At 71.0% G+C, this 20,300-nt stretch carries 12 protein-coding genes; 11 read left to right on the top strand and 1 reads right to left on the bottom strand.

Annotated elements, in window-relative coordinates; genetic code table 11:
• Positions 1-19: 19 nt before the first annotated feature.
• From recC to ASF44_RS03080, 8 genes are all read left to right on the top strand, one after another.
• Positions 20-3,562, top strand: a complete 3,543-nt coding sequence (gene recC, locus ASF44_RS03115; RefSeq protein WP_200930545.1) for an exodeoxyribonuclease V subunit gamma — start codon at positions 20-22, stop codon at positions 3,560-3,562.
• Positions 3,563-3,647: 85 nt separating this feature from the next.
• Positions 3,648-7,355: an exodeoxyribonuclease V subunit beta gene (gene recB, locus ASF44_RS03110; RefSeq protein ID WP_056897680.1), complete on the top strand. Its 3,708-nt coding sequence runs from the start codon at positions 3,648-3,650 to the stop codon at positions 7,353-7,355.
• Complete coding sequence (gene recD, locus ASF44_RS03105; protein ID WP_082524479.1) at positions 7,342-9,384, top strand: exodeoxyribonuclease V subunit alpha; 2,043 nt, start codon at positions 7,342-7,344, stop codon at positions 9,382-9,384. Before recB ends, recD begins: the two co-directional genes overlap by 14 nt.
• Positions 9,385-9,469: 85 nt before the next feature.
• Positions 9,470-10,672: an AAA family ATPase gene (locus ASF44_RS03100; protein WP_056897679.1), complete on the top strand. Its 1,203-nt coding sequence runs from the start codon at positions 9,470-9,472 to the stop codon at positions 10,670-10,672.
• Entirely contained in the window at positions 10,669-11,265 is a 597-nt protein-coding gene (locus ASF44_RS30785; RefSeq protein ID WP_082524478.1) for a DUF4276 family protein, read from the top strand. The genes ASF44_RS03100 and ASF44_RS30785 overlap by 4 nt, the downstream gene beginning before the upstream one ends.
• Before the next feature lie 160 nt (positions 11,266-11,425).
• On the top strand, positions 11,426-11,845 hold the full coding sequence (locus ASF44_RS03090; RefSeq protein ID WP_056897677.1) for a rhodanese-like domain-containing protein: 420 nt from the start codon (positions 11,426-11,428) through the stop codon (positions 11,843-11,845).
• 14 nt (positions 11,846-11,859) lie between these two features.
• Positions 11,860-13,716 carry a DNA helicase RecQ gene (gene recQ / locus ASF44_RS03085; RefSeq protein WP_056897676.1) on the top strand — a complete coding sequence of 619 codons (1,857 nt, stop codon included), beginning with the start codon at positions 11,860-11,862 and terminating at the stop codon, positions 13,714-13,716.
• A gap of 14 nt (positions 13,717-13,730) precedes the next feature.
• Positions 13,731-14,147: a DUF1810 domain-containing protein gene (locus ASF44_RS03080; RefSeq protein WP_056897675.1), complete on the top strand. Its 417-nt coding sequence runs from the start codon at positions 13,731-13,733 to the stop codon at positions 14,145-14,147.
• Between the two features lie 26 nt (positions 14,148-14,173).
• On the opposite strand, the gene ASF44_RS03075 is transcribed toward ASF44_RS03080, so the two are convergent.
• Positions 14,174-16,486, bottom strand: coding sequence for an ATP-binding protein (locus ASF44_RS03075; protein WP_056897674.1), 2,313 nt, complete (start codon positions 16,484-16,486; stop codon positions 14,174-14,176).
• A gap of 117 nt (positions 16,487-16,603) precedes the next feature.
• Between ASF44_RS03075 and ASF44_RS03070 the strand changes: the two genes are divergently transcribed.
• From ASF44_RS03070 to ASF44_RS03065, 3 genes are all read left to right on the top strand, one after another.
• Entirely contained in the window at positions 16,604-17,809 is a 1,206-nt protein-coding gene (locus ASF44_RS03070) for a threonine ammonia-lyase (RefSeq protein WP_056897673.1), read from the top strand.
• A gap of 45 nt (positions 17,810-17,854) precedes the next feature.
• Positions 17,855-18,010, top strand: coding sequence for a hypothetical protein (locus ASF44_RS32500; protein ID WP_200930544.1), 156 nt, complete (start codon positions 17,855-17,857; stop codon positions 18,008-18,010).
• Positions 18,011-18,377: 367 nt separating this feature from the next.
• The gene (locus ASF44_RS03065) at positions 18,378-20,261 is read left to right on the top strand and encodes a phosphoenolpyruvate carboxykinase (GTP) (RefSeq protein ID WP_056897672.1); all 1,884 of its coding nucleotides are present in this window, start codon (positions 18,378-18,380) and stop codon (positions 20,259-20,261) included.
• The last annotated feature ends 39 nt before the right edge of the window (positions 20,262-20,300 follow it).

Below are 20,300 nucleotides of genomic sequence, written 5' to 3'. Positions count from 1 at the left end.
GCATCGCCGGCTTGACCGCATGACCAGCACGCCTGCCCTCCCCCTCCAACCCGGCCTCATGGTCCTGCACGGCAACCGGCCGGAAGACCTGCGCCAGCTGCTGGTGGCCTGGCTGCGGCGCCACCCGCTGGCGCCGCTGGAGAACGAGGTCGTGCTGGTGCAGAGCAACGGCATCGCGCAGTGGCTCAAGCTGGCGCTGGCGGCCGACCGCGACGACCCCGCCGGCGGCGGGCTGGGCATCACGGCCGCCACGCAGCTGCAGCTGCCCGCGCAGTTCCTGTGGCGCGCCTACCGGGCCGTGCTGGGCGCCGACGCGGTGCCCGAGCGCTCGCCGCTGGACGAGGCGCCGCTGACCTGGCGCCTCATGCGGCTGCTGCCCGGGCTGCTGGGCCAGGCCGGCTTCGCGCCGCTGGCCCGCTTCCTGGCCGACGACGCCGACCTGCGCAAGCGCCACCAGCTGGCCCAGCGCCTGGCCGACCTGTTCGACCAGTACCAGGTCTACCGCGCCGACTGGCTGGCCGACTGGGCGGACGGACGCGACGTGGTGCGGCACCTGCGCAGCGGCGAACACCCGCTGCCCGAAGACCAGCGCTGGCAGGCCCTGCTCTGGCGCGCGCTGATCGACGACGCCGGCGCCGCCGGCCAGGCCGGCAGCCGCGCCGGCGTGCACCAGCGCTTCATCGCCGCGCTGGCCCGGCACAGCGGCCCGGCACCGGCCGGCCTGCCGCGCCGGCTGGTGGTGTTCGGCATCTCGGCCCTGCCCGCGCAGACGCTGCAGGCGCTGGCCGCGATCGCCGGCGTGGCGCAGGTCATGCTGTTCGTGCACAACCCCTGCCGCCACCACTGGACCGACATCGTGGCCGACCAGGACCTGCTGCGCGGCCCCTACCGGCGCCAGGCCCGCCGCGCCGGCATGCCCGCCGTGCTGGACGAGGCCGCGCTGCACCAACACGCCCATCCGCTGCTGGCGGCCTGGGGCAAGCAGGGGCGCGACTACCTGCACCTGATCGACAGCTTCGACACACCCGACCAGTACCGCGCGGCCTGGGCTGGCATCGGCAGTGGCCGCATCGACCTGTTCAGCGACGACGCCGCGCCCACCGGCCTGCTGCAGCAGCTGCAGGACGACATCCTCGACCTGCGCCCGCTGGCCGAGACGCGCGCACGCTGGCCGGCGGTCGACCCGGCACAGGACCGCTCGCTGCGCTTCCACAGCACGCACTCGGCACAGCGCGAGATCGAGGTGCTGCACGACCAGCTGCTGGCCCGTTTCGACGCCGACCCGACGCTGCAGCCGCGCGACGTGATCGTGATGCTGCCCGACGTGGACGCCTACGCGCCGCACATCGAGGCGGTGTTCGGCCGGCTGCCGCGCCTGGAGCCGCGGTACATCCCCTACACCGTGGCCGACCAGGGCCGGCGCGGCCAGGAGCCGCTGCTGGTGGCGCTGGAGCTGCTGCTGCAGCTGCCCGACAGCCGCTTCGCCGCCAGCGACGTGCTGGACCTGCTGGAGGTCGGTGCGCTGCGCGCGCGCTTCGGCCTGGCGGACGAGGCGCTGCCCCAGCTCAAGCGCTGGATCGAGGGCGCCGGCGTGCGCTGGGGGCTGGACGCCGCCCAGCGTGCGCAGCAGGCGCTGGGCGCGGCCGGCGAGGTCAACAGCTGGCGCTTCGGCCTGCAACGCATGCTGCTGGGCTTCGCGGTCGGCGAAGGCGGTGCGTTCGAGGGCATCGCGCCCTACGACGAGATCGGCGGGCTCGACGCCGCCGCGCTCGGCCCGCTGGCGGCGCTGCTGCGCGCACTCGGCGAGACGCTGGCCACCTTGGCCGAGCCGGCGCCGCCGCTGCGCTGGGCCGAGCGCCTGCGGGCGCTGCTGCAGGGCTTCTTCGCGCCGGTGGACGCGCGCGAGCAGTTGCGGGTGCAGCAGCTGTTGCAGGGCCTGGACCAGTGGCTGGACGAATGCACGGACGCCGGCTTCGCCGAGCCCTTGCCGCTGGCCGTGGTGCGCGAGCGCTGGCTCGCCGTGCTGGAGCAGCAGGGCCTGCAGCAGCGCTTCATGACGGGCGGGGTGAGCTTCTGCACGCTGATGCCCATGCGCGCCATCCCCTTCCGCGTGGTCTGCCTGCTGGGCATGAACGACGGCGACTTCCCGCGGCCCATGGTGCGCGCCGACTTCGACCTCATGCAGGGCGACTGGCGGCCGGGCGACCGTTCGCGCCGCGACGACGACCGCTACCTGCTGCTCGAAGCCCTGCTGTCGGCGCGCGAGCAGCTCTACATCAGCTGGGTGGGCCGCAACGTGCGCGACCACAGCGCACGCGCGCCCAGCGTGCTGATCGGCCAGCTGCGCGACCACCTCGCGGCCGGCTGGCGCGCGGCCGACGGCGCCGACCTGCTCCACGTCTTGACGACCGAACATCCGCTGCAGCCCTTCAGCCCGCGTTACTTCGCGCCCGATGCGCCGGCCGCGCCGGCCATCGACGGCCTCTACAGCTACGGCCGCGAATGGCAAGCCGCGCATGCGCCGGCCACCACCGCGCGCGGCCCCGGGGCGCCGCTGGCGCCGTGGCAGCCCGAGGGCGCCGTGCCCCTGCGCCCGCTGGCCGACTTCCTGGCCCAGCCGGTCGAGGCCTTCTTCCGCCAGCGCCTGCAGACCGGCCTGGCGCTGCACGCCGAGGACACGCTGGACGACGAGGCCTTCGGCCTGGACAGCCTGCAGCAATGGACGCTGGAGCGCGATCTGCGCGCCGCGCTGCAGCCCTGGTGCGACGCCCAGCCCAGCCCCACTGCCGCGCGGGCTGGCCTGGCCGAGGCGCTGGCCGGGCAGACCGCCGCGCTCGCGCGCGCCGGCCAGCTGCCGCTGCAGGCCTTCGGCCAGATCGCCGAGAGCGCGCTGGCCCAGCCGCTCACACGCACGCTCGGCCACTACCTGGATGCGCTGGACACCTGGCCCACGCTGGAGGACGCGCGCCACGCGCTGCGCTGGACCGATCCCGCCACCGGCGTCGCGCTCGACGACCCGTTGCCCCAGCGCCGCCTGCCGGCCGATGCCGAGCAGTTGCCCGCCTGCCTGGTGCTGGCCAACGGCCGGCTGCACAAGGGCCCCAGCCTGTCCTGGCACCACATCGTGCGGCACTGGCCCACGCACCTGGCGCTGCAGGTCGCGGCCGGCCCCACGCTCACGCTGCTGGCCAGCGAATCGGGCCTGCTGCGCCTGCCCGCGCTCGATGCCGGCACGGCCGCGGCCACGCTGTCGGCGCTGGTCCAGGCCTGGGCCGCGGGCCTTTCCGAACCGCTGCCCGTGGCCTGCAAGACCGCATTCGCGGTGCTGGCCGGCGACTGGCGCGCTGCGCAGGCGCTCTACGAAGGCGGCCAGCACGCGAACGGCGAGGGCCAGCGCCCCGCATTGGCCCGCGTGTTCGACGGTTTCTCGGCGCTGCAGGAAGCGCAGACCGCCGATGGCCGCGGCCTGCACGACTGGAGCGAGGTGCTGTACGGGCCGCTCTGGCGCGCGCTTGGCGGGGCGCAGCGTGGCCAGCCCAGCGCCGCGGAGGCCGAGGAATGAAGGCCCGCGCCGTGGCCTCTGGCAGCGTGGAGCGCGCTGCAGCGGGCGCCCGGGCGGCGGCGTGCCTGCAGCGTGGGGCGGCGGCATGAGCCGGGTCCAGGCGCTCGACCCCCTGCGCTTTCCGCTGCACGGCCAGCGCCTGATCGAGGCCAGCGCCGGCACCGGCAAGACCTACACGATCGCGCTGCTGTACCTGCGCCTGGTGCTGGGCCATGGCGAAGCCGGCACCGCTTTCGCACGCGCGCTGACGCCGCCCGAGATCCTGGTCGTGACCTTCACCGAGGCCGCCACGCAGGAGTTGCGCGAGCGCATCCGCGCGCGGCTGGACGAGGCCGCGCGTGTGTTCGCCGGCGAAGCCGAAGCGGCGCCCGGCGATGTGCTGGCCGCATTGCGCGCGGACTTCGCGCCGGACCGTTGGCCCGCCTGCGCGCACCGCCTGCGCGTGGCCGCGCAGTGGATGGACGAGGCGGCCGTGGCCACCATCCACGGCTGGGCCTGGCGCATGCTGCGCGAGCACGCCTTCGACAGCGGCAGCCTGTTCCGCCAGACCCTGCAGACCGACCTGGCCGAGCTGCAGCAGCGCGTGCTGCAGGACCATTGGCGGCGCCACTACTACCCGCTGGCGGCGCCGGCCGCGCAGATGCTGCTGCAGTGCTTCGCCCACCCCGAGGCGCTGTGGAAAGCCGTGGAGCCGCTGCTGCGCCGCGAGGACGCGCTGCTGCAGCTGCAGGGCAACGCACTGGCTGGCGACGACGACGCGCTGGCCGCGCTGCACGCCGCCGGCGCGGCGCGCCAGCGCGCCGATGCGCTGGAGCAGGCCGCGCGCGCCGCCTGGGCCGCCGCGCGCGCGGACCTCGAGCGCCTGTGGCATGCGGCACGCCCGCACCTGAGCGGCACCAGCTACCGCAACAAGGACGACGACGCCGTCTTCGCCGGCTGGCTGCAGGCCCTGGCCGACTGGAGCGCGGGCGCGCCGGCACCCAAGAACATCGCGCTGTTCGGCCTGGCCGGCGCCAGGCTCAAGAAGAACCAGGCGCCGCCCGCGCATCCCGCGCTGCAGGCCATCGACGCCTGGCTGGAGGCCGGCGAAGGCATCGACATCGACGCACTGCGCGCACGCCTGGCCGCGCAGGCTGCCCAGGCCCTGCGCGAAGGGCTGGCCGCCGAGAAGCTGCGCCGGGCCGAGCTCGGCTTCGACGACCTGCTGCAGCAACTCGACCGCGCACTGCACGGCGAAGGCGGCGCGGCGCTGGCCGCGCGCATCCGCGCGCAGTTCCCGCTGGCGCTGATCGACGAGTTCCAGGACACGGACCCGGTGCAGTACCGCATCTTCCGGCGCATCTATGCCGTGGACGGCGGCGAACGCGCTGACCGCGACAGGGGCTTGGTCATGATCGGCGACCCCAAGCAGGCCATCTACGGTTTTCGCGGTGCCGACATCCGCACCTACCTGCGGGCGCGCCGTGATGTCGGCGACGCCCTCTATGCGCTGGACACCAACCACCGCTCCACCGGCGCCGTGGTGCGCGCGGTCAACCACGTGTTCCTGCATGCCGAGGCGCAGCCGCGCGCGGCCTTCCGCTTCGCGCTGGACACCGGCAACCCCGTGCCCTTCGTGCCCGTGCAGGCCCGGGGCCGGGCCGAATGGCTGCAGATCGACGGCCAACCCGCCAACGCCCTGACGCTGTGGTCGCTGGAGCCGCCCGCGGGCGCCGACAAGCCGCGCGTGGGCAGCGCCGAGTACCGCAGCCGCATGGCCGAGGCCAGCGCCAGCGCGGTCGTGCACTGGCTGCGCGGCGCCGACGCGGGACGCACCGGCTTCGTCCACGGCGACAGCCTGCAGCCGCTGCGCCCGGCCGACATCGCGGTGCTGGTGCGCAGCGGCAGCGAGGCCGATGCGGTGCGCACCGCGCTCAACGCGCGCGGCCTGCGCAGCGTCTACCTGTCCGACCGCGCCTCGGTGTTCGCCACGCCCGAGGCGCAGGACCTGCTGCACTGGCTGCGTGCCTGCGCCGCGCCCGCCGACGAAGCCCTGCTGCGCAGCGCGCTGGCCACGCGCCTTCTCTGCGTGCCGCTGGCCGAGCTGGCCCGGCTGCGCGAGGACGAGCTGGCCTGGGAGGCCCTGGCGCTGCGCTTTCGCGCGCTGCGCGAACTGTGGCAGCGCCACGGCGTGCTGCCCATGCTGCACCAGCTGCTGCACGACTTCGACCTGCCCGCGCGCTGGCTCGCCGAGCCTGGCGGCGAACGCCGGCTGACCAACGTGCTGCACCTGGCCGAATGGCTGCAGCGCCGCGCCGTGGAGCTCGACGGCGAGCACGCGCTGCTGCGCGCGCTGGCCGAGCGCCTGGCCCACCCCGAGGGCGAGGAGGACATCCTGCGGCTGGAGAGCGATGCCGCGCTCATCAAGGTCGTCACCATCCACAAGTCCAAGGGCCTGGAGTACCCGTTGGTGGTGCTGCCCTTCATCAGCGCCTGGCGCGAGGTCCGCAGCGGCAAGCAGGAGACGCTGGGCTTCCACGACGACGCCGCCGACCAGCGCGTGCTGGAGCTGGACGGCCAGCACACGCAGGCCCGCGCCCTGGCCGAGGAAGAGCGGCTGGCCGAGGACCTGCGCCTGCTGTATGTGGCGCTCACGCGCGCACGCCACGGCCTGTGGCTGGGCCTGGCACCGCTGGCACCGGGCAATGCAGGCAAGCCGCAGCTGCACCGCAGCGCGCTGGGCCATGTGCTCGCGGGCGGCGAGCCCATCGACGACCTGGCCGGCTACCGCGCGCGCCTGGCCGCCCTGGCCGCGGGCTGCGACGACATCGCGCTGGTGCCGGCGCCGGAACCCGACGACGCCACCTGGCAGGCCGCCCCGCCACCGCCCGTGGGGCCGGCGCGCCAGCCGCAACGCGCGGGGCACGCACCCTGGTGGATCGCGAGCTATTCGGCACTGGTGCAGCAGCTGGGCGCCGCGGCCGCCGAACCCGAGGATGCGCGGCAGGACCAGGCCCTGGAAGAAGCCGAACTCGCCGACCCCGCAGACGCGCCCGAAAGCCCGCGCGCACCCGCAGCCGGCAGCTGGCACGCGTTCCCGCGCGGTGCCGAGCCCGGCAGCTTCCTGCACGGCCTGCTGGAGTGGTGCGCGCTGCAGGGCTTCGCCCACGTGGTGGCGCAGCCGCAGGCGCTGCGCGACCTCGTCGCGCGCCGCTGCGCCGTGCGCGGCTGGGAGGCCTGGATCGATCCGCTGTGCGACTGGGTGCCGCGCTGGCTGCAGCTGCCGCTCGCCCTGCCCGGCCACGCAAGCCCCGTCGCGCTGGACGGCCTGGCCCAGTACCAGACCGAACTGGAGTTCTGGTTCCCCATCCACCGCGCCGACACACGGGCCATCGATGCGCTCGTCACGGCCCACACCTTCGATGCCGCGCCGCGCCCGGCCCTGGCCAACACGCGGCTGGCCGGCATGCTCAAGGGCTTCATGGACCTGGTGTTCGAGCACGAGGGCCGCTACTGGGTGGCCGACTACAAATCCAACTGGCTCGGCGCCGACGCGCGCGCGTACGACGCCGCCGCCATGCAGCAGGCGCTGCTGGCGCACCGCTACGACGTGCAGTACCTGCTCTACGTGTTCGCGCTGCACCGGCTGCTGGGCGCGCGGCTGCCCGACTACGACTACGACCGCCACGTGGGCGGCGCGCTGTACCTGTTCCTGCGCGGGGCCGAGGCCGACACGCGGGGCGTGTTCGCGACGAAGCCGCCGCGCGCACTGATCGAGGCGCTCGACACCCTGTTCCGCCATGACGCAGCCTGACCTGTTCGACGCCCCCGCCCCGCCGCTGGACGACTGCGCCACGCTGCTGGCCGACCTCGGCGAATGGGTGGAGCACGGCTGGCTGCGCGAGCTGGACCGCAGCTTCGCGCTGTTCCTGCGCGATCTCGATCCCGCTGCCAGCGCCCCGCTGCTGCTGGCCGCCGCGCTGGCCAGCCACCAGCTGGGGCGCGGCCATGTCTGCCTGGACCTGCAGGCCGCGCTGGCCGACAGCCCGGCCAGCCTCTCGCTGCCGCCGGCCCATGCGCCGGACGCGCCGATCGCACGCACGCCCAGCCAGTGGCTGCAGGCCCTGCGGCTGGACGCCTGGTGCGCCGCGCTGCGCGCCAGCCGGCTCTGCGAGCCCGGCCCCGGCCATGCGCCGCTCGTGCTGCAGGGCCCGCTCCTGTACCTGCGCCGCTACTGGCAGCACGAGCGCGAGGTGCGTGCGCTGGTCGGTGCGCGGCTGGCGCCCGAGCCGGTGGCGCCGGCCGCGCAGGTCCGCCCCGTGCTCGATGCGCTGTTCACCGCGCCCGCCCCGGACTGGCAGAAGCTGGCCTGCGCGCTGGCCCTGCGCCAGCGCTTCGCCATCGTCACGGGCGGCCCCGGCACGGGCAAGACCACCACGGTCGTGCGCCTGCTCGCACTGCTGCAGTCCATGGCCCTGCAGGACGGCGGCGAGCCCTTGCGCATCCGCCTGGCCGCGCCCACGGGCAAGGCCGCGGCGCGGCTGGCCGAATCCATCCGCGGCGCACTCGACCGCCTGCCCTGGGACGCGCTGCCGCACGGCGAGGCGCTGCGCCCGCACGTGCCCAGCGCCGCCACCACGCTGCACCGGCTGCTGGGCAGCCAGCCCGAGAGCCGGCATTTCCGCCACCATGCGGGCAACCCGCTGGCGCTGGACGTGCTGGTGGTCGACGAGGCCTCCATGGTCGACCTGGAGATGATGGCCCGGCTGCTGCAGGCGCTGCCGCCCCGTGCCCGCCTGGTGCTGCTGGGCGACAAGGACCAGCTGGCCTCGGTCGAGGCCGGTGCCGTGCTCGGCGAGCTGTGCAGCCGCGCACAGGAGGGCCACTACGACGCCGCCACCGTGCAATGGCTGCAGGACTGCGCCGGCCAGCAGCCGCCGCCCCCGCTGCAGGACGTCCAGGGCCAGCCGCTGGACCAGGCGATCGCCATGCTGCGCGTGAGCCACAGGTTCACGGCCGACAGCGGCATCGGCCGGCTGGCGCAAGCCGTCAACACCGGCGATGCCCGCGCCGCCCAGGCCCTGTGGCGCGCCGGCCTGGACGACCTGCGCAGCTGCCGCCTGGCCCAGCCGCCCGCGCTGCTGGCGCAGGACGCCAGGCTGCGTGCCCTGGTGCTGGCCGAGCGGGCGGCACCCTTCGGCCACGCCCACTACCTGCGCCGCATGCAGGCCACGCGCCCGCCGGCCGACGCCGCGCCCGCGGCCTGGGACGCCTGGGCCGCGGACCTGCTGCAGGCCCTGGGCCGCTTCCAGCTGCTCTGCGCGCTGCGCGAAGGCCCCTGGGGCGTGACAGGGCTCAACGCCACGGTGGCCGAGCTGCTGCGCCAGGCCGGCCTGCTGCAGGGCACGCAGGGCTGGTTCGCGGGCCGGCCGGTGCTGGTCACGCGCAACGACTACGGCCTGTCGTTGATGAACGGCGACGTGGGCCTCACGCTGGACCTGCCCGCGCCCGAACCCGGCGCGCCGCCCGTGCGCCGCGTGGCCTTCCCGGCCGGCGACGGCAGCGGGGCCGTGCGCTGGGTGCTGCCGGCCCGGCTGCAGGCCGTGGAGACGGTGTTCGCGATGACGGTGCACAAGTCGCAGGGCTCGGAGTTCGAGCACGCCGCGCTGGTGCTGCCCGACCAGGGCAACCCGGTGCTCACGCGCGAGCTGGTCTACACCGGCATCACGCGGGCCAAGCGCTGGTTCACGCTGGTCGGCAGCGCGCGCGCGCACGGCCCGGTACTGGCCGAGGCCATCGGCCGGCGCGTCCTGCGCGCCAGCGGGTTGATGGAAGAAAGCTGATCAGGCGCGCTTGCTGCGCGGGCAGGCGAGGAAAGGACACAATCCGGACCGATGCACTCGCCATTCGCCCCCAGTCAGGAACACCATGTCGCATAGCGCCTTCATCCGCCGCGTCGTGCTGCGCAACTACAAGAGCATCGGCCAGTGCGATGTTCGCTTGCAGCCCTTGACCTACCTGGTCGGGCAGAACGGCGCCGGCAAGAGCAACTTTCTCGATGCGTTGCACTTTGTGCGCGACGCGCTGTCCGGCTCGCTGGACAACGCCATCAACGAACGCGGCGGACTTCACGAAGTACGCCGACGCTCCAGTGGCCATCCCACCCACTTTGGAATCCGTCTGGAATTTCAACTCAAGGACGGACGGGTCGGTTGGTACGCCTTCGACATCGGTGCGCTGGCCAGTGGCGGCTATGAGGTCCAACACGAGCACTGCACGATCGATGGCAAGGGCAAAGGCCCGTACTTCCGCATCGAGAAGGGACGTGTCGCAGAAAGCAGTGAGACCTTTCCCGCGATCACAGCAGACCGGCTGGCCCTGGTCGCAGCCTCGGGCTTTGCTGCATTTCGTCCGGTATTCGATGCGCTGACTGCGATGGGTTTCTACAACCTGAATCCGAAGCTGATGCGCGAGTTGCAAAAGCCGCAGGATGGCCGCCTGCTCAAGCCCGTCGGAGAGAACATTGCCAGCGTGATCGGCCATCTCGAGCGCGTTGCACCAGAGCGCGTTCGGGCCATCCAGGAGTACCTGCGAACCGTCGCCCCGATGGTGCACGGGATGGAGCGTAAAGCCATTGGCCCCATGGAGACCCTGGAGTTTCGCCAAGAGGTGGCCGGCGCCAAGAATCCTTGGAAGTTCTTGGCGCAAAACATGTCGGATGGCACCTTGCGCGCCCTGGGTGTGCTGACGGCGCTGTTGCAAAGCAACATCGACTACGCACCCACGCTGATTGGTATCGAGGAGCCCGAAACCGCTTTGCATCCTGCCGCCAGCGCGGCGCTGCGCGAAGTCTTGGTGCAAGCCAGCCAGCACACGCAAGTACTGACCACCAGCCACAGCCCCGACCTGCTGGATGACCCCGACATCGATCCCGACGCCATTCTGGCGGTCGTCTCAGAAGGCGGCGACACCAAGATCGCGCCGCTGGACGACGCATCCCGCGCCATGCTGCGTCAGCACCTGTTTTCTGCCGGTGAGCTGCTGCGCATGAACCAGCTGGCACCCGACCGGGCCGTACTGGAACGGCAAAGCGAAAGTCAGGCAGACCTGTTCGGCGAACCACGTTCATGATCAAGGTCGCATCAATCGTGGAGGGCGATGGAGAAGTCGCTGCGTTGCCGATCCTGTTGAGACGCCTCGCCTCCGAGTGCGTCCCTGCCGCTTCCGTGTCGGCACTCCCGCCGATCCGGGTCCGGCGGGACCGGTTTCTGAACAAAGAGGATGAATTCCGCCGGCAATTGCTGCTGGCCGCTGCCAAGTGTGAAGACCAGGGCTGGATTCTGGTCGTTCTGGATGCCGACGACGACTGCCCAAAGGATCTCGGCGCGGATATCTACCAACGGGCTCAGCAGGTCATACCGCATCGGCGACTTTCCGTGGTTCTGGCCAATCGCGAGTTTGAGGCCTGGTTTATCGCAGCAGCCCACTCGCTACAAGGAATGCGGGGCTTCAATATCGCTGCCGACGCACATATAGAGGCAGAGCGCCCACGGGACGCCAAAGGCTGGATGAGAGAGCACATGCGAAGCGGCACATACCGTGAGCTCGTGGACCAGCCGGCTTTCGCGTCCACGTTTGATCTGCAACAGGCGCACGACAACAGCCGTTCATTCCGAAAGCTATGCAAGGAATGGCAGGTGCATGTTTCGCAGAGAGTACAGTGACGCTGTTTGCAAGCAGTCCCGGCAGACCATCGCGACGGCCGCACGCTATTGATGCCGTTCACGAGAACCAGTGATCGCGCCCAGAGGCCGGGCCTGTAGCGGACATCCAAAGTTGCGTATTGCGCGCCAGCGGCCTGATGGCGGAGTGACAATCGCAGGCATGCAAGAACTCCTTCCCAAGCAGGCCTGGGACCTGCTGCTGGAACGCACGCAGGACGCCGCCGAAGGCGCCGGCGATCCGCCGCTGTTCGTCGACGTGCGCATGGAGATCGAGTTCATCGCCGTCGGCCATCCGCCCGGCGCACAGAACATCCCCTGGTACGAATACCCCGCCATGACACCCGACCCGGCGGCGTTCGTCGCGGCCGTCGAACGCGCGGCCGGCAGCCGGCACCGCACGGTGGTGCTGATCTGCCGCAGCGGCAAGCGCGCCCGCGACGCCGGCCAGGCGCTGCACGACGCGGGCTTCGCCGACGTGGTGGCCATCGTCCATGGCTTCGAGGGCGACCTCGACGAGAACCTCCAGCGCTCGCACGTCAACGGCTGGCGCTTCGACGGGCTGCCCTGGGAGCAGATGTAGACAGGTGTGGTGCGATGAGTGAAGTGACCAGTTCCATCCTGCGCGAGACCTTCGGCTACGCGCAGTTCCGCGGTGCCCAGCAGTCCATCGTCGACCATGTGGTCGGCGGCGGCGACGCGCTGGTGCTGATGCCCACCGGCGGCGGCAAATCCCTGTGCTACCAGATCCCTGCGATCGCGCGGCAGAACGCCGGCCAGGGCGTGACGGTGGTGGTCTCGCCGCTGATCGCGCTGATGCACGACCAGGTCGGCGCGCTGCTGGAAGCCGGCGTCTCCGCGGCCTACCTCAATTCCACGCTGGACTGGGCCGCGACCCAGGACCTGGAGCGCCGGCTGGCACGCGCCGAGGTGACGCTGCTGTATGCGGCGCCGGAACGCCTGACCACGCCGCGCTTCCTCGAACTCATGGACGGCCTGGCCGCGCGCGGCAAGCTGGCGCTGTTCGCCATCGACGAGGCGCACTGCGTGAGCCAGTGGGGCCACGACTTCCGGCCCGAGTACCGCCAGCTGACGCTGTTGCACGAGCGCTACCCGGGTGTGCCGCGCATCGCGCTGACGGCCACGGCCGACGCACTGACGCGGGCCGACATCGTCGAGCGGCTGCAGCTGGAGGACGCGCGCCAGTTCGTCAGCAGCTTCGACCGGCCCAACATCCGCTACGCCATCGCCGAGAAGAAGGACCCCATGGCGCAGCTGCTGCGCTTCATCGAGGGCGAGCATGCGGGCGAGGCGGGGGTGGTCTATTGCCAGTCGCGCAAGCGCGTCGAGGAGGTCGCGGCCTCGCTGCAGGGCGCGGGCGTCAACGCCCTGCCCTACCACGCCGGACTGGACGCGGCCATGCGCCAGAACCACCAGGACCGCTTCCTGCGCGAGGACGGCATCGTGGTGGTGGCCACCATCGCCTTCGGCATGGGCATCGACAAGCCCGACGTGCGCTTCGTCGCGCACCTGGACATGCCCAAGAACATCGAGGGCTACTACCAGGAAACCGGCCGCGCCGGCCGCGACGGCGAGGCGGCCGATGCCTGGATGGCCTACGGCCTGCAGGATGTGGTGAACCAGCGCCGCATGATCGACGAGAGCCCCGCCGGCGAGGAGTTCAAGCAGGTCATGCGCGGCAAGCTCGACGCGCTGCTGGCGCTGGCCGAAGCCACCGACTGCCGGCGCGTGCGGCTGCTGCGCTACTTCGGCGAGGCCAGCGGCGCCTGCGGCAACTGCGACAACTGTTTGACGCCGCCCGAGGTGTGGGACGGCACGGACGCCGCGCGCAAGCTGCTGTCCACGGTCTACCGCGTGCAGCAGCAAAGCGGCATCGGCTTCGGCGCGGGCCACATCATGGACATCCTGCGCGGCAAGGTGACCGAGAAGGTCAAGCAGTTCAACCACGAGCAGATCAGCACCTTCGGCCTTGGCGCGGAGCTGTCGGAACCGCAGCTGCGCAGCGTGCTGCGCCAGCTGGTGGCGACCGGTGCCATCGCCGTCAACGCCGAGAAGTTCAACACGCTGCAGCTGACCGACGGCTCGCGCGCCGTGCTCAAGGGCGAGGTGCCGGTGCGGCTGCGCGAATCGACGTCGGCGCCGGCCGGCCGCAGGCCGCGCACCTCGAAGGCCCGCAGCGACCGCGTGGCCCCGGCCGCCGCACCGCTGGACGCACCGGGCCAGGCGCTGTTCGCGGCGCTCAAGGGCTGGCGTGCCGAGGTGGCCAAGAGCCACAACCTGCCGGCCTACGTGATCTTCCACGACGCCACGCTGGCCGCCATCGCGCAGCGCGCGCCCGCCACGCTGGACGACCTGCAGGGCATCAGCGGCATGGGTGCGACCAAGCTGGAGAAGTACGGCGAGGACGTGCTGCGCGTCTGCCAGCAGGGCTGAAGCCGCACCCAGCCATGCCGCAGTTCGACCACTTCATCGCGGCCCAGGAACCGGTCTGGCCGCAGGTCTGCGCCGAGTTGCAGGCCGGGCGCAAGACCAGCCACTGGATGTGGTTCGTGTTTCCGCAGCACGTGGCGCTGGGCAGAAGCGGCATGGCGCGGCGCTTCGGCCTGGCCTCGCTGGCAGAGGCGGTGGGCTATGCCGCGCATCCCGTGCTGGGGCCGCGGCTGCTGCAAGCGACCCGGCTCGTGCTCGCGGTGCAGGGCCGCAGCGCCAATGCCATCTTCGGCGCGCCCGACGACCTCAAGCTGCGTTCGTGCATGACGCTGTTCCAGGCGGCAGTGCCGCAGCAGCCGGAATTCGGCGAGGTGCTGGCGCGCTACTACGGCGGCGAGCCCGACGCGCAGACCCAGGCGCTGCTCCGCACCTAGATTCGGCAGCTGGACGACGCGGGCGGCTACTGCACGAAGCCGATGCCGCGCGCCTCGCGCACCTCGGGCTTGATGCGGTGCTCGGCTTCGAGCTGTTCGAGGAACTCGGCCGGCGCCATCTCCGCGGCCAGGATGTCGACCTGGCGGCGCACGGCCGCGAAGTCGCCGGGGCACAGGTGCTCGAGCCGCTGCAGGCGGGAACGCAGGCCGTCGTCGAGCTGTCCGGCATCGCCGCCCAGCGCCTCGACCACGAACATGCGCTCGCGCTGCGCCGGCAGCAGGGGCTTGAAGCGGATCTTGAAGGTGAAGCGGCGCAGCGCCGCCTGGTCGATGCGGTCCATGAGGTTGGTGGTGCAGATGAACACGCCGCGGTGGCGTTCCATGCCCTGCAGCATCTCGTTGACCTCGGTGACCTCATAGGTGCGCTGGGCGCCGCGGCGGTCCTGCAGGAAGCTGTCGGCCTCGTCGAGCAGCAGCACGGCCTTTTCGGCCTCGGCCTCGCGGAACATGGCCGCCATCTGCTGCTCGGTCTCACCGACGAACTTGCTCATGAGGTCGCTGGCGCGCTTGACGATGAGCGGCTTGTCGAGCGCGCGCGCGATGTGCTCGGCCAGCGCGGTCTTGCCGGTGCCGGGTGCGCCGTAGAAGCACAGGCTGCCATGGCCGCGCGCCTGCAAGGCCTGCACGATGCGGCCGAGTTCGAAGCGGCTCTCGACGTTGAGCATCTCCAGGTCGTAGGTGGTGGCCGCGGGGATGTTGGCGCGCTCCTCGCTGTGCCGGCCCAGCGCCTTGTCGGCGTTGCGCAGCTGGCGCTCGATGAGCTGCTCCATGCCGGCTTCGTCGGAACGCGCCAGGCCGGCGAAGCGCACCGCCGTGCGGATCTGCGCGGGCGTGAGGCCCTTGCGCTCGGTCAGCTTGGCGACGAAGGCGTCGGACACGGCCACGCCCTCCAGCGTCTTGCGCACCAGGCCTTCGCGCGCCCCCGGGGGCGGCGACTTGAGTTCCAGGTGGTAGGCGAAGCGGCGGCGGAATGCCGGGTCGATCTGCTCGATCCGGTTGGTGACCCACAGCGTGGGCACGGTGTTGCTCTCCAGGATCTGGTTGACCCAGGCCTTGCCGCTGACCGAGCCGCTGGGCGGCGCCGCCACCTGCTCGGCGCGGGCCATGAGCTGCGCGGCCTCGGTGCTGATGGGCGGGAACACGTCTTCGACCTCGTCGAACAGCAAGGCGGCCTGCACGCTGCCCTTGAGGAAGACCTGCGCGATCTGCAGCGAGCGGTAGCGGTCGCGGCCCGACAGCGAATTGCCATCGCGGTCGGCATACTCCACTTCGAACAGATCGAGTCCGGCGGCCTGCGCGACCACACGCGCCAGTTCGGTCTTGCCGGTGCCGGGCGGGCCGTACAGCAGGATGTTGACGCCAGGCTCCTTGCGCGCCACCGCGTTGCGCAGCAGCGCCACCAGCACCTCGGCATCGTCCGACACGAAGCCGAAATCGCCCATGGCCAGCGCGCTCTTGGTGGCCGGCCGCGTGAACACGGCCATGAGCTCGCTCTGGTCGCGGTACTCGCGCATGAGCACGGGCGGCAGCTTCTCGCTGACCTTCATGAGGTCGGCCAGGTCGGTGATGTTGTGCTCGGAGATCAGGTTCTCCACGAGGCCGATGCGCTCCAGCCGCGAGCCCGCGCGCAGCGCCTCGCCGACCTCGGTGGCGCTCACGCCGGCGACCTCGGCGATGGCGGCGTAGGCCTCGGGCGCGTTGTTGACCTTGACCTCCACGAGGATGGTGCGCAGGTCGCGCTGGTAGCGGGCCAGCGTGCCGTACAGCAGCAGCGCGCGCTCGGCGCGGTTGAGCTGCAGCAGGCCCGACAACGCATCGATGTTCTTCTCGACCAGCGTGGACTGCTTCTTGAGCGCGCGCGTCAGCCAGTCGCAGGTGACCTTGAGCGCGGCGAGCAGGTCCTTGGGCTGGTCCTTGGCGTATTCGTCGAGGTAGAAGAACAGCGTGCCTTCCTCGTAGGGGCCGCGCCAAAGGCCGTGCCGCTCCATGAACTCGGCGGTGGACAGCGTGGTGTGGCCGCGCCAGAACTCGTTGTCCTTGCAGCGCCGCGCCAGGAATTCGCGCAGGCGCAGCAGCACGGGCTGCGGCCACACGAGATGGCGCCCTGCCATGGCCAGCAGGCTGTTCAGGTCGCGTCGCACGTTGAACTTGGGGCCTTGGCGTGCGACCAGCGTCAGCACGAAGTGCGAACACATCAAGTCCAGGACCGGCGCAGCCTCCAGCCCCGGCGAGGCGATCACCTGGGCGGCTGCGGGGTCACGGACCAAGCGCTTCACCATGGACGGGTCTCCACTCGAGCAAGGGGGATGGGCCACGATAACGCAGGCTCCTGGCCTTTGGAAGACAGTGCCGCAAAAACGCGCGCCGGGCCTGGCTTTGCGGCTGACAATGCGGCCATGCCGACACTCGACGACATCCGCCAGGCCGCCATCCGGCTGCAAGGCCAGGTGCTGGAAACGCCCTGCGTGGAATCGCGCACCCTGTCGGACATCACCGGCGCGCAGGTGTTCCTGAAGTTCGAGAACCTGCAGTTCACGGCGTCGTTCAAGGAGCGCGGCGCCTGCAACAAGCTCGTGCGGCTGGTGGAGTCCGGCGGCGCGCGGAACGGCGTGATCGCCATGAGCGCGGGCAACCATGCCCAGGGCGTGGCCTACCACGCGCAGCGGCTGGGGCTGCGCGCGGTGATCGTGATGCCGCGCTTCACCCCGGCCGTGAAGGTGGAGCGCACGCGCGGCTTCGGCGCCGAGATCGTGCTGCACGGCGATTCGCTGGACGCGGCGCGCGCGCATGCGCAGGAACTGGCCCAGGCCCAGGGCCTGGCATTCGTGCACCCCTACGACGACGAGGACATCGTCACCGGGCAAGGCACGGTGGGCCTGGAGATGCTGGCCCAGGTGCCCACGCTCGACACGCTGGTGGTGTCGGTCGGCGGCGGTGGCCTGATCGCCGGCATCGCGACGGCGGCACGCGCGCTCAAGCCCGGCATCGAGATCGTCGGCGTGCAGACGGCGCGCTTTCCGGCCATGGTCAATGCCGTGCAGGGCACCGCGCATGCCCAGGGCAGCAGCACCATCGCCGAGGGCATCGCCGTGGGCTCGCCGGGGCAGATCACGCAGGCCATCGTGCGCGAGAGCGTGGACGCACTGATGCTGGTGCAGGAAGGCGACATCGAGCAGGCCATCCTGATGCTGCTGGAGATCGAGAAGACCGTGGTCGAAGGCGCGGGTGCGGCGGGCCTGGCGGCGCTGCTGCGCGAGCCGGCGCGCTTCCGCGGCAAGAAGGTGGGCCTGGTGCTGTCGGGCGGCAACATCAACCCCATGCTGCTGGCGGCCATCATCGAGCGCGGCATGGTGCGCTCGGGCCGGCTGGGCCGGTTGCGCGTGAGTGCCGCCGACCACCCGGGTTCGCTGGCGCACATCGCCACCGTGGTCGCCGACACCGGCGCCAACATCGACCAGGTGGAGCACCAGCGTGCGTTCACGGCGCTGTCGGCGCAAAACGTGGACATCGAACTGGTGGTGCAGACACGCGGGCGCAGCCACCTGGACGAACTGGTGCAGGCACTCGGCCAGGCCGGCTTCGAGACCAAGGAGCTGCGCTGAGCCCCGTCGCTACAATGCCGCGTTTTCGAGCGAAGGAATAGAGACATGTCCGACTCCCACGCCAGCCCCAACCCGCACGAAGTCGCCGCGCACGACGTGGACCCGGTCGAGGCCGTGCTGCCCATGATTCCCATCGTGCTGCCCATCGTCGGCGGCGTGATGATGTTCCTGCTGGCCTTCATCGCCGTCTCGATGGCCTGAGCCCCGCGGCTCTCCAGGCCGTGCAACGCGGCCTGTGGTTTCTTCTTGCGTCGGCCACCTGACCGACGCCCTCCCCCTTTCTCTTTCTCGCCTTGGCGCCGTGTACACGATACGCCATGAAACCGTTGCGTGCATGCCACGACAACTTTGTCATCGCCGTCATCAGTGAGACATAACCCTATGCTTGTTTTGCATGGGTTTTGTCTCCAATGCGGCTCCGCGCGCAGGCCCCATCCCTAGAATTGGCCTCCCGACCGGCGCCGGACCCCTGCGCCGGGCTGCACCTGTCGTCTTCCACCAGGCCCGAGGCCCGCTTGCATTGCAAGCGGCTTTGTGAAAGACGATTTTTCAACTTAGGAGCTAGCCCATGAACGCACCCACGATGCAGGGACTGAACATCAATCCCCCGGCGCACGTGAAGAACGCCAAGCTGATCGCCTGGATCTCCGACATCGCCGCGCTGACCCAGCCGGCCGACATCTACTGGTGCGACGGCAGCGACGAGGAATACCAGCGCCTGTGCCAGCAACTGGTCGATGCAGGCACCTTCCAGAAGCTGAACCCGGCCAAGCGCCCGAACTCGTTCCTGGCGCTGTCCGATCCGTCGGACGTGGCCCGCGTGGAAGACCGCACCTTCATCTGCTCGGCCAAGAAGGAAGACGCGGGCCCGACCAACAACTGGACGGCCCCGGCCGAGATGCGCCAGTTGCTGCAGACCGGCGACAACGCACTGTTCAAGGGCAGCATGAAGGGCCGCACCATGTACGTGGTGCCGTTCAGCATGGGCCCGCTGGGCTCGCCGATCGCGCACATCGGCATCGAGCTGTCCGACAGCCCCTACGTGGCCGTGAACATGAAGACCATGACGCGCATGGGCAAGGCCGTGTACGACGTGCTGGGTGTGGACGGCGACTTCGTGCCCTGCGTGCACACCGTGGGCGCGCCGCTCGAAGCCGGCCAGGCCGACGTGAAGTGGCCCTGCAACAAGACCAAGTACATCGTCCACTACCCCGAGACGCGTGAGATCTGGTCGTACGGCTCGGGCTACGGCGGCAACGCGTTGCTGGGCAAGAAGTGCTTTGCGCTGCGCATCGCCTCCACCATGGGCCGCGACCAGGGCTGGCTGGCCGAACACATGCTGATCCTGGGCGTGACCAAGCCCGACGGCAAGAAGTACCACGTTGCCGCGGCCTTCCCGAGCGCCTGCGGCAAGACCAACTTCTCGATGCTGGTGCCGCCCACCGGCTTCGAAGGCTGGAAGGTGACCACCATCGGCGACGACATCGCCTGGATCAAGCCGCAGGCCGATGGCTCGCTGCGCGCGATCAACCCGGAAGCCGGCTACTTCGGCGTGGCCCCGGGCACGAACTACAGGACCAACCCCAACTGCATGCGCAGCCTGGACAAGAACGTGATCTTCACGAACGTGGCGCTCACCGACGATGGTGACGTCTGGTGGGAAGGCATGGAAGACGACGTGGCCGGCAAGGCGCTGCCTGCCCACCTGATCGACTGGCAGGGCAAGGACTGGACGCCGCAGATCGCCAAGGAAACCGGCGCCAAGGCCGCCCACCCCAACGCGCGTTTCACGGTGGCCGCCATCAACAACCCGGCGCTGGACGAGGCCTGGGACGACCCCAAGGGCGTGAAGATCGACGCCTTCATCTTCGGCGGCCGCCGCTCGACCACGGTGCCGCTGGTGACCGAGGCGCGCAACTGGAAGGAAGGCGTCTACATGGCCGCCACCATGGGCTCGGAAACCACCGCCGCGGCCGCCGGCCAGCAGGGCGTGGTGCGCCGCGACCCGTTCGCGATGCTGCCGTTCATGGGCTACAACATGAGCGACTACTTCCAGCACTGGCTGAACCTGGGCGCCAAGCTGGAGCAGTCCGGCGCCACGCTGCCGCGCATCTACACCACCAACTGGTTCCGCAAGGGCGCTGACGGCAAGTTCGTCTGGCCCGGCTACGGTGAGAACATGCGCGTGCTGAAGTGGATGATCGACCGCCTGGAAGGCCAGGCCAACGGTGGCCAGGAACACGTGTTCGGCGTGAGCCCGGCCTACGAGCAGCTGAACTGGACCGGCCTGGACTTCAGCGCCGAGCAGTTCAAGACCGTGACCAGCATCGACCAGGCCGCCTGGCAGGCCGAACTCAAGCTGCACGACGACCTGTTCACGCAACTGGCCTACCACCTGCCCAAGGAAATGGGCGAGATCAAGCAGCAGATCGAGAAGCGCCTGGCGGCCTGAGCCCGCGCCGCGCCCCGAAGAGGAAGCCACCGCGAGGTG

Source organism: Pseudorhodoferax sp. Leaf274 (assembly GCF_001422445.1).
In the GTDB taxonomy this organism is placed as follows: Bacteria; Pseudomonadota; Gammaproteobacteria; order Burkholderiales; family Burkholderiaceae_C; genus Pseudorhodoferax.
This window is presented reverse-complemented; position numbering and strand designations above follow the sequence as displayed.

Coding starts and splice junctions, on each gene's coding strand:
- recQ (WP_056897676.1), top strand. CDS start 11,860: ATGAGTGAAGTGACCAGTTCCATCCTGCGCGAGACCTTCGGCTACGCG.
- ASF44_RS03070 (WP_056897673.1), top strand. CDS start 16,604: ATGCCGACACTCGACGACATCCGCCAGGCCGCCATCCGGCTGCAAGGC.
- ASF44_RS03090 (WP_056897677.1), top strand. CDS start 11,426: ATGCAAGAACTCCTTCCCAAGCAGGCCTGGGACCTGCTGCTGGAACGC.
- ASF44_RS03065 (WP_056897672.1), top strand. CDS start 18,378: ATGAACGCACCCACGATGCAGGGACTGAACATCAATCCCCCGGCGCAC.
- recC (WP_200930545.1), top strand. CDS start 20: ATGACCAGCACGCCTGCCCTCCCCCTCCAACCCGGCCTCATGGTCCTG.
- ASF44_RS03100 (WP_056897679.1), top strand. CDS start 9,470: ATGTCGCATAGCGCCTTCATCCGCCGCGTCGTGCTGCGCAACTACAAG.
- ASF44_RS32500 (WP_200930544.1), top strand. CDS start 17,855: ATGTCCGACTCCCACGCCAGCCCCAACCCGCACGAAGTCGCCGCGCAC.
- ASF44_RS30785 (WP_082524478.1), top strand. CDS start 10,669: ATGATCAAGGTCGCATCAATCGTGGAGGGCGATGGAGAAGTCGCTGCG.
- ASF44_RS03080 (WP_056897675.1), top strand. CDS start 13,731: ATGCCGCAGTTCGACCACTTCATCGCGGCCCAGGAACCGGTCTGGCCG.
- ASF44_RS03075 (WP_056897674.1), bottom strand. CDS start 16,486: ATGGTGAAGCGCTTGGTCCGTGACCCCGCAGCCGCCCAGGTGATCGCC.
- recB (WP_056897680.1), top strand. CDS start 3,648: ATGAGCCGGGTCCAGGCGCTCGACCCCCTGCGCTTTCCGCTGCACGGC.
- recD (WP_082524479.1), top strand. CDS start 7,342: ATGACGCAGCCTGACCTGTTCGACGCCCCCGCCCCGCCGCTGGACGAC.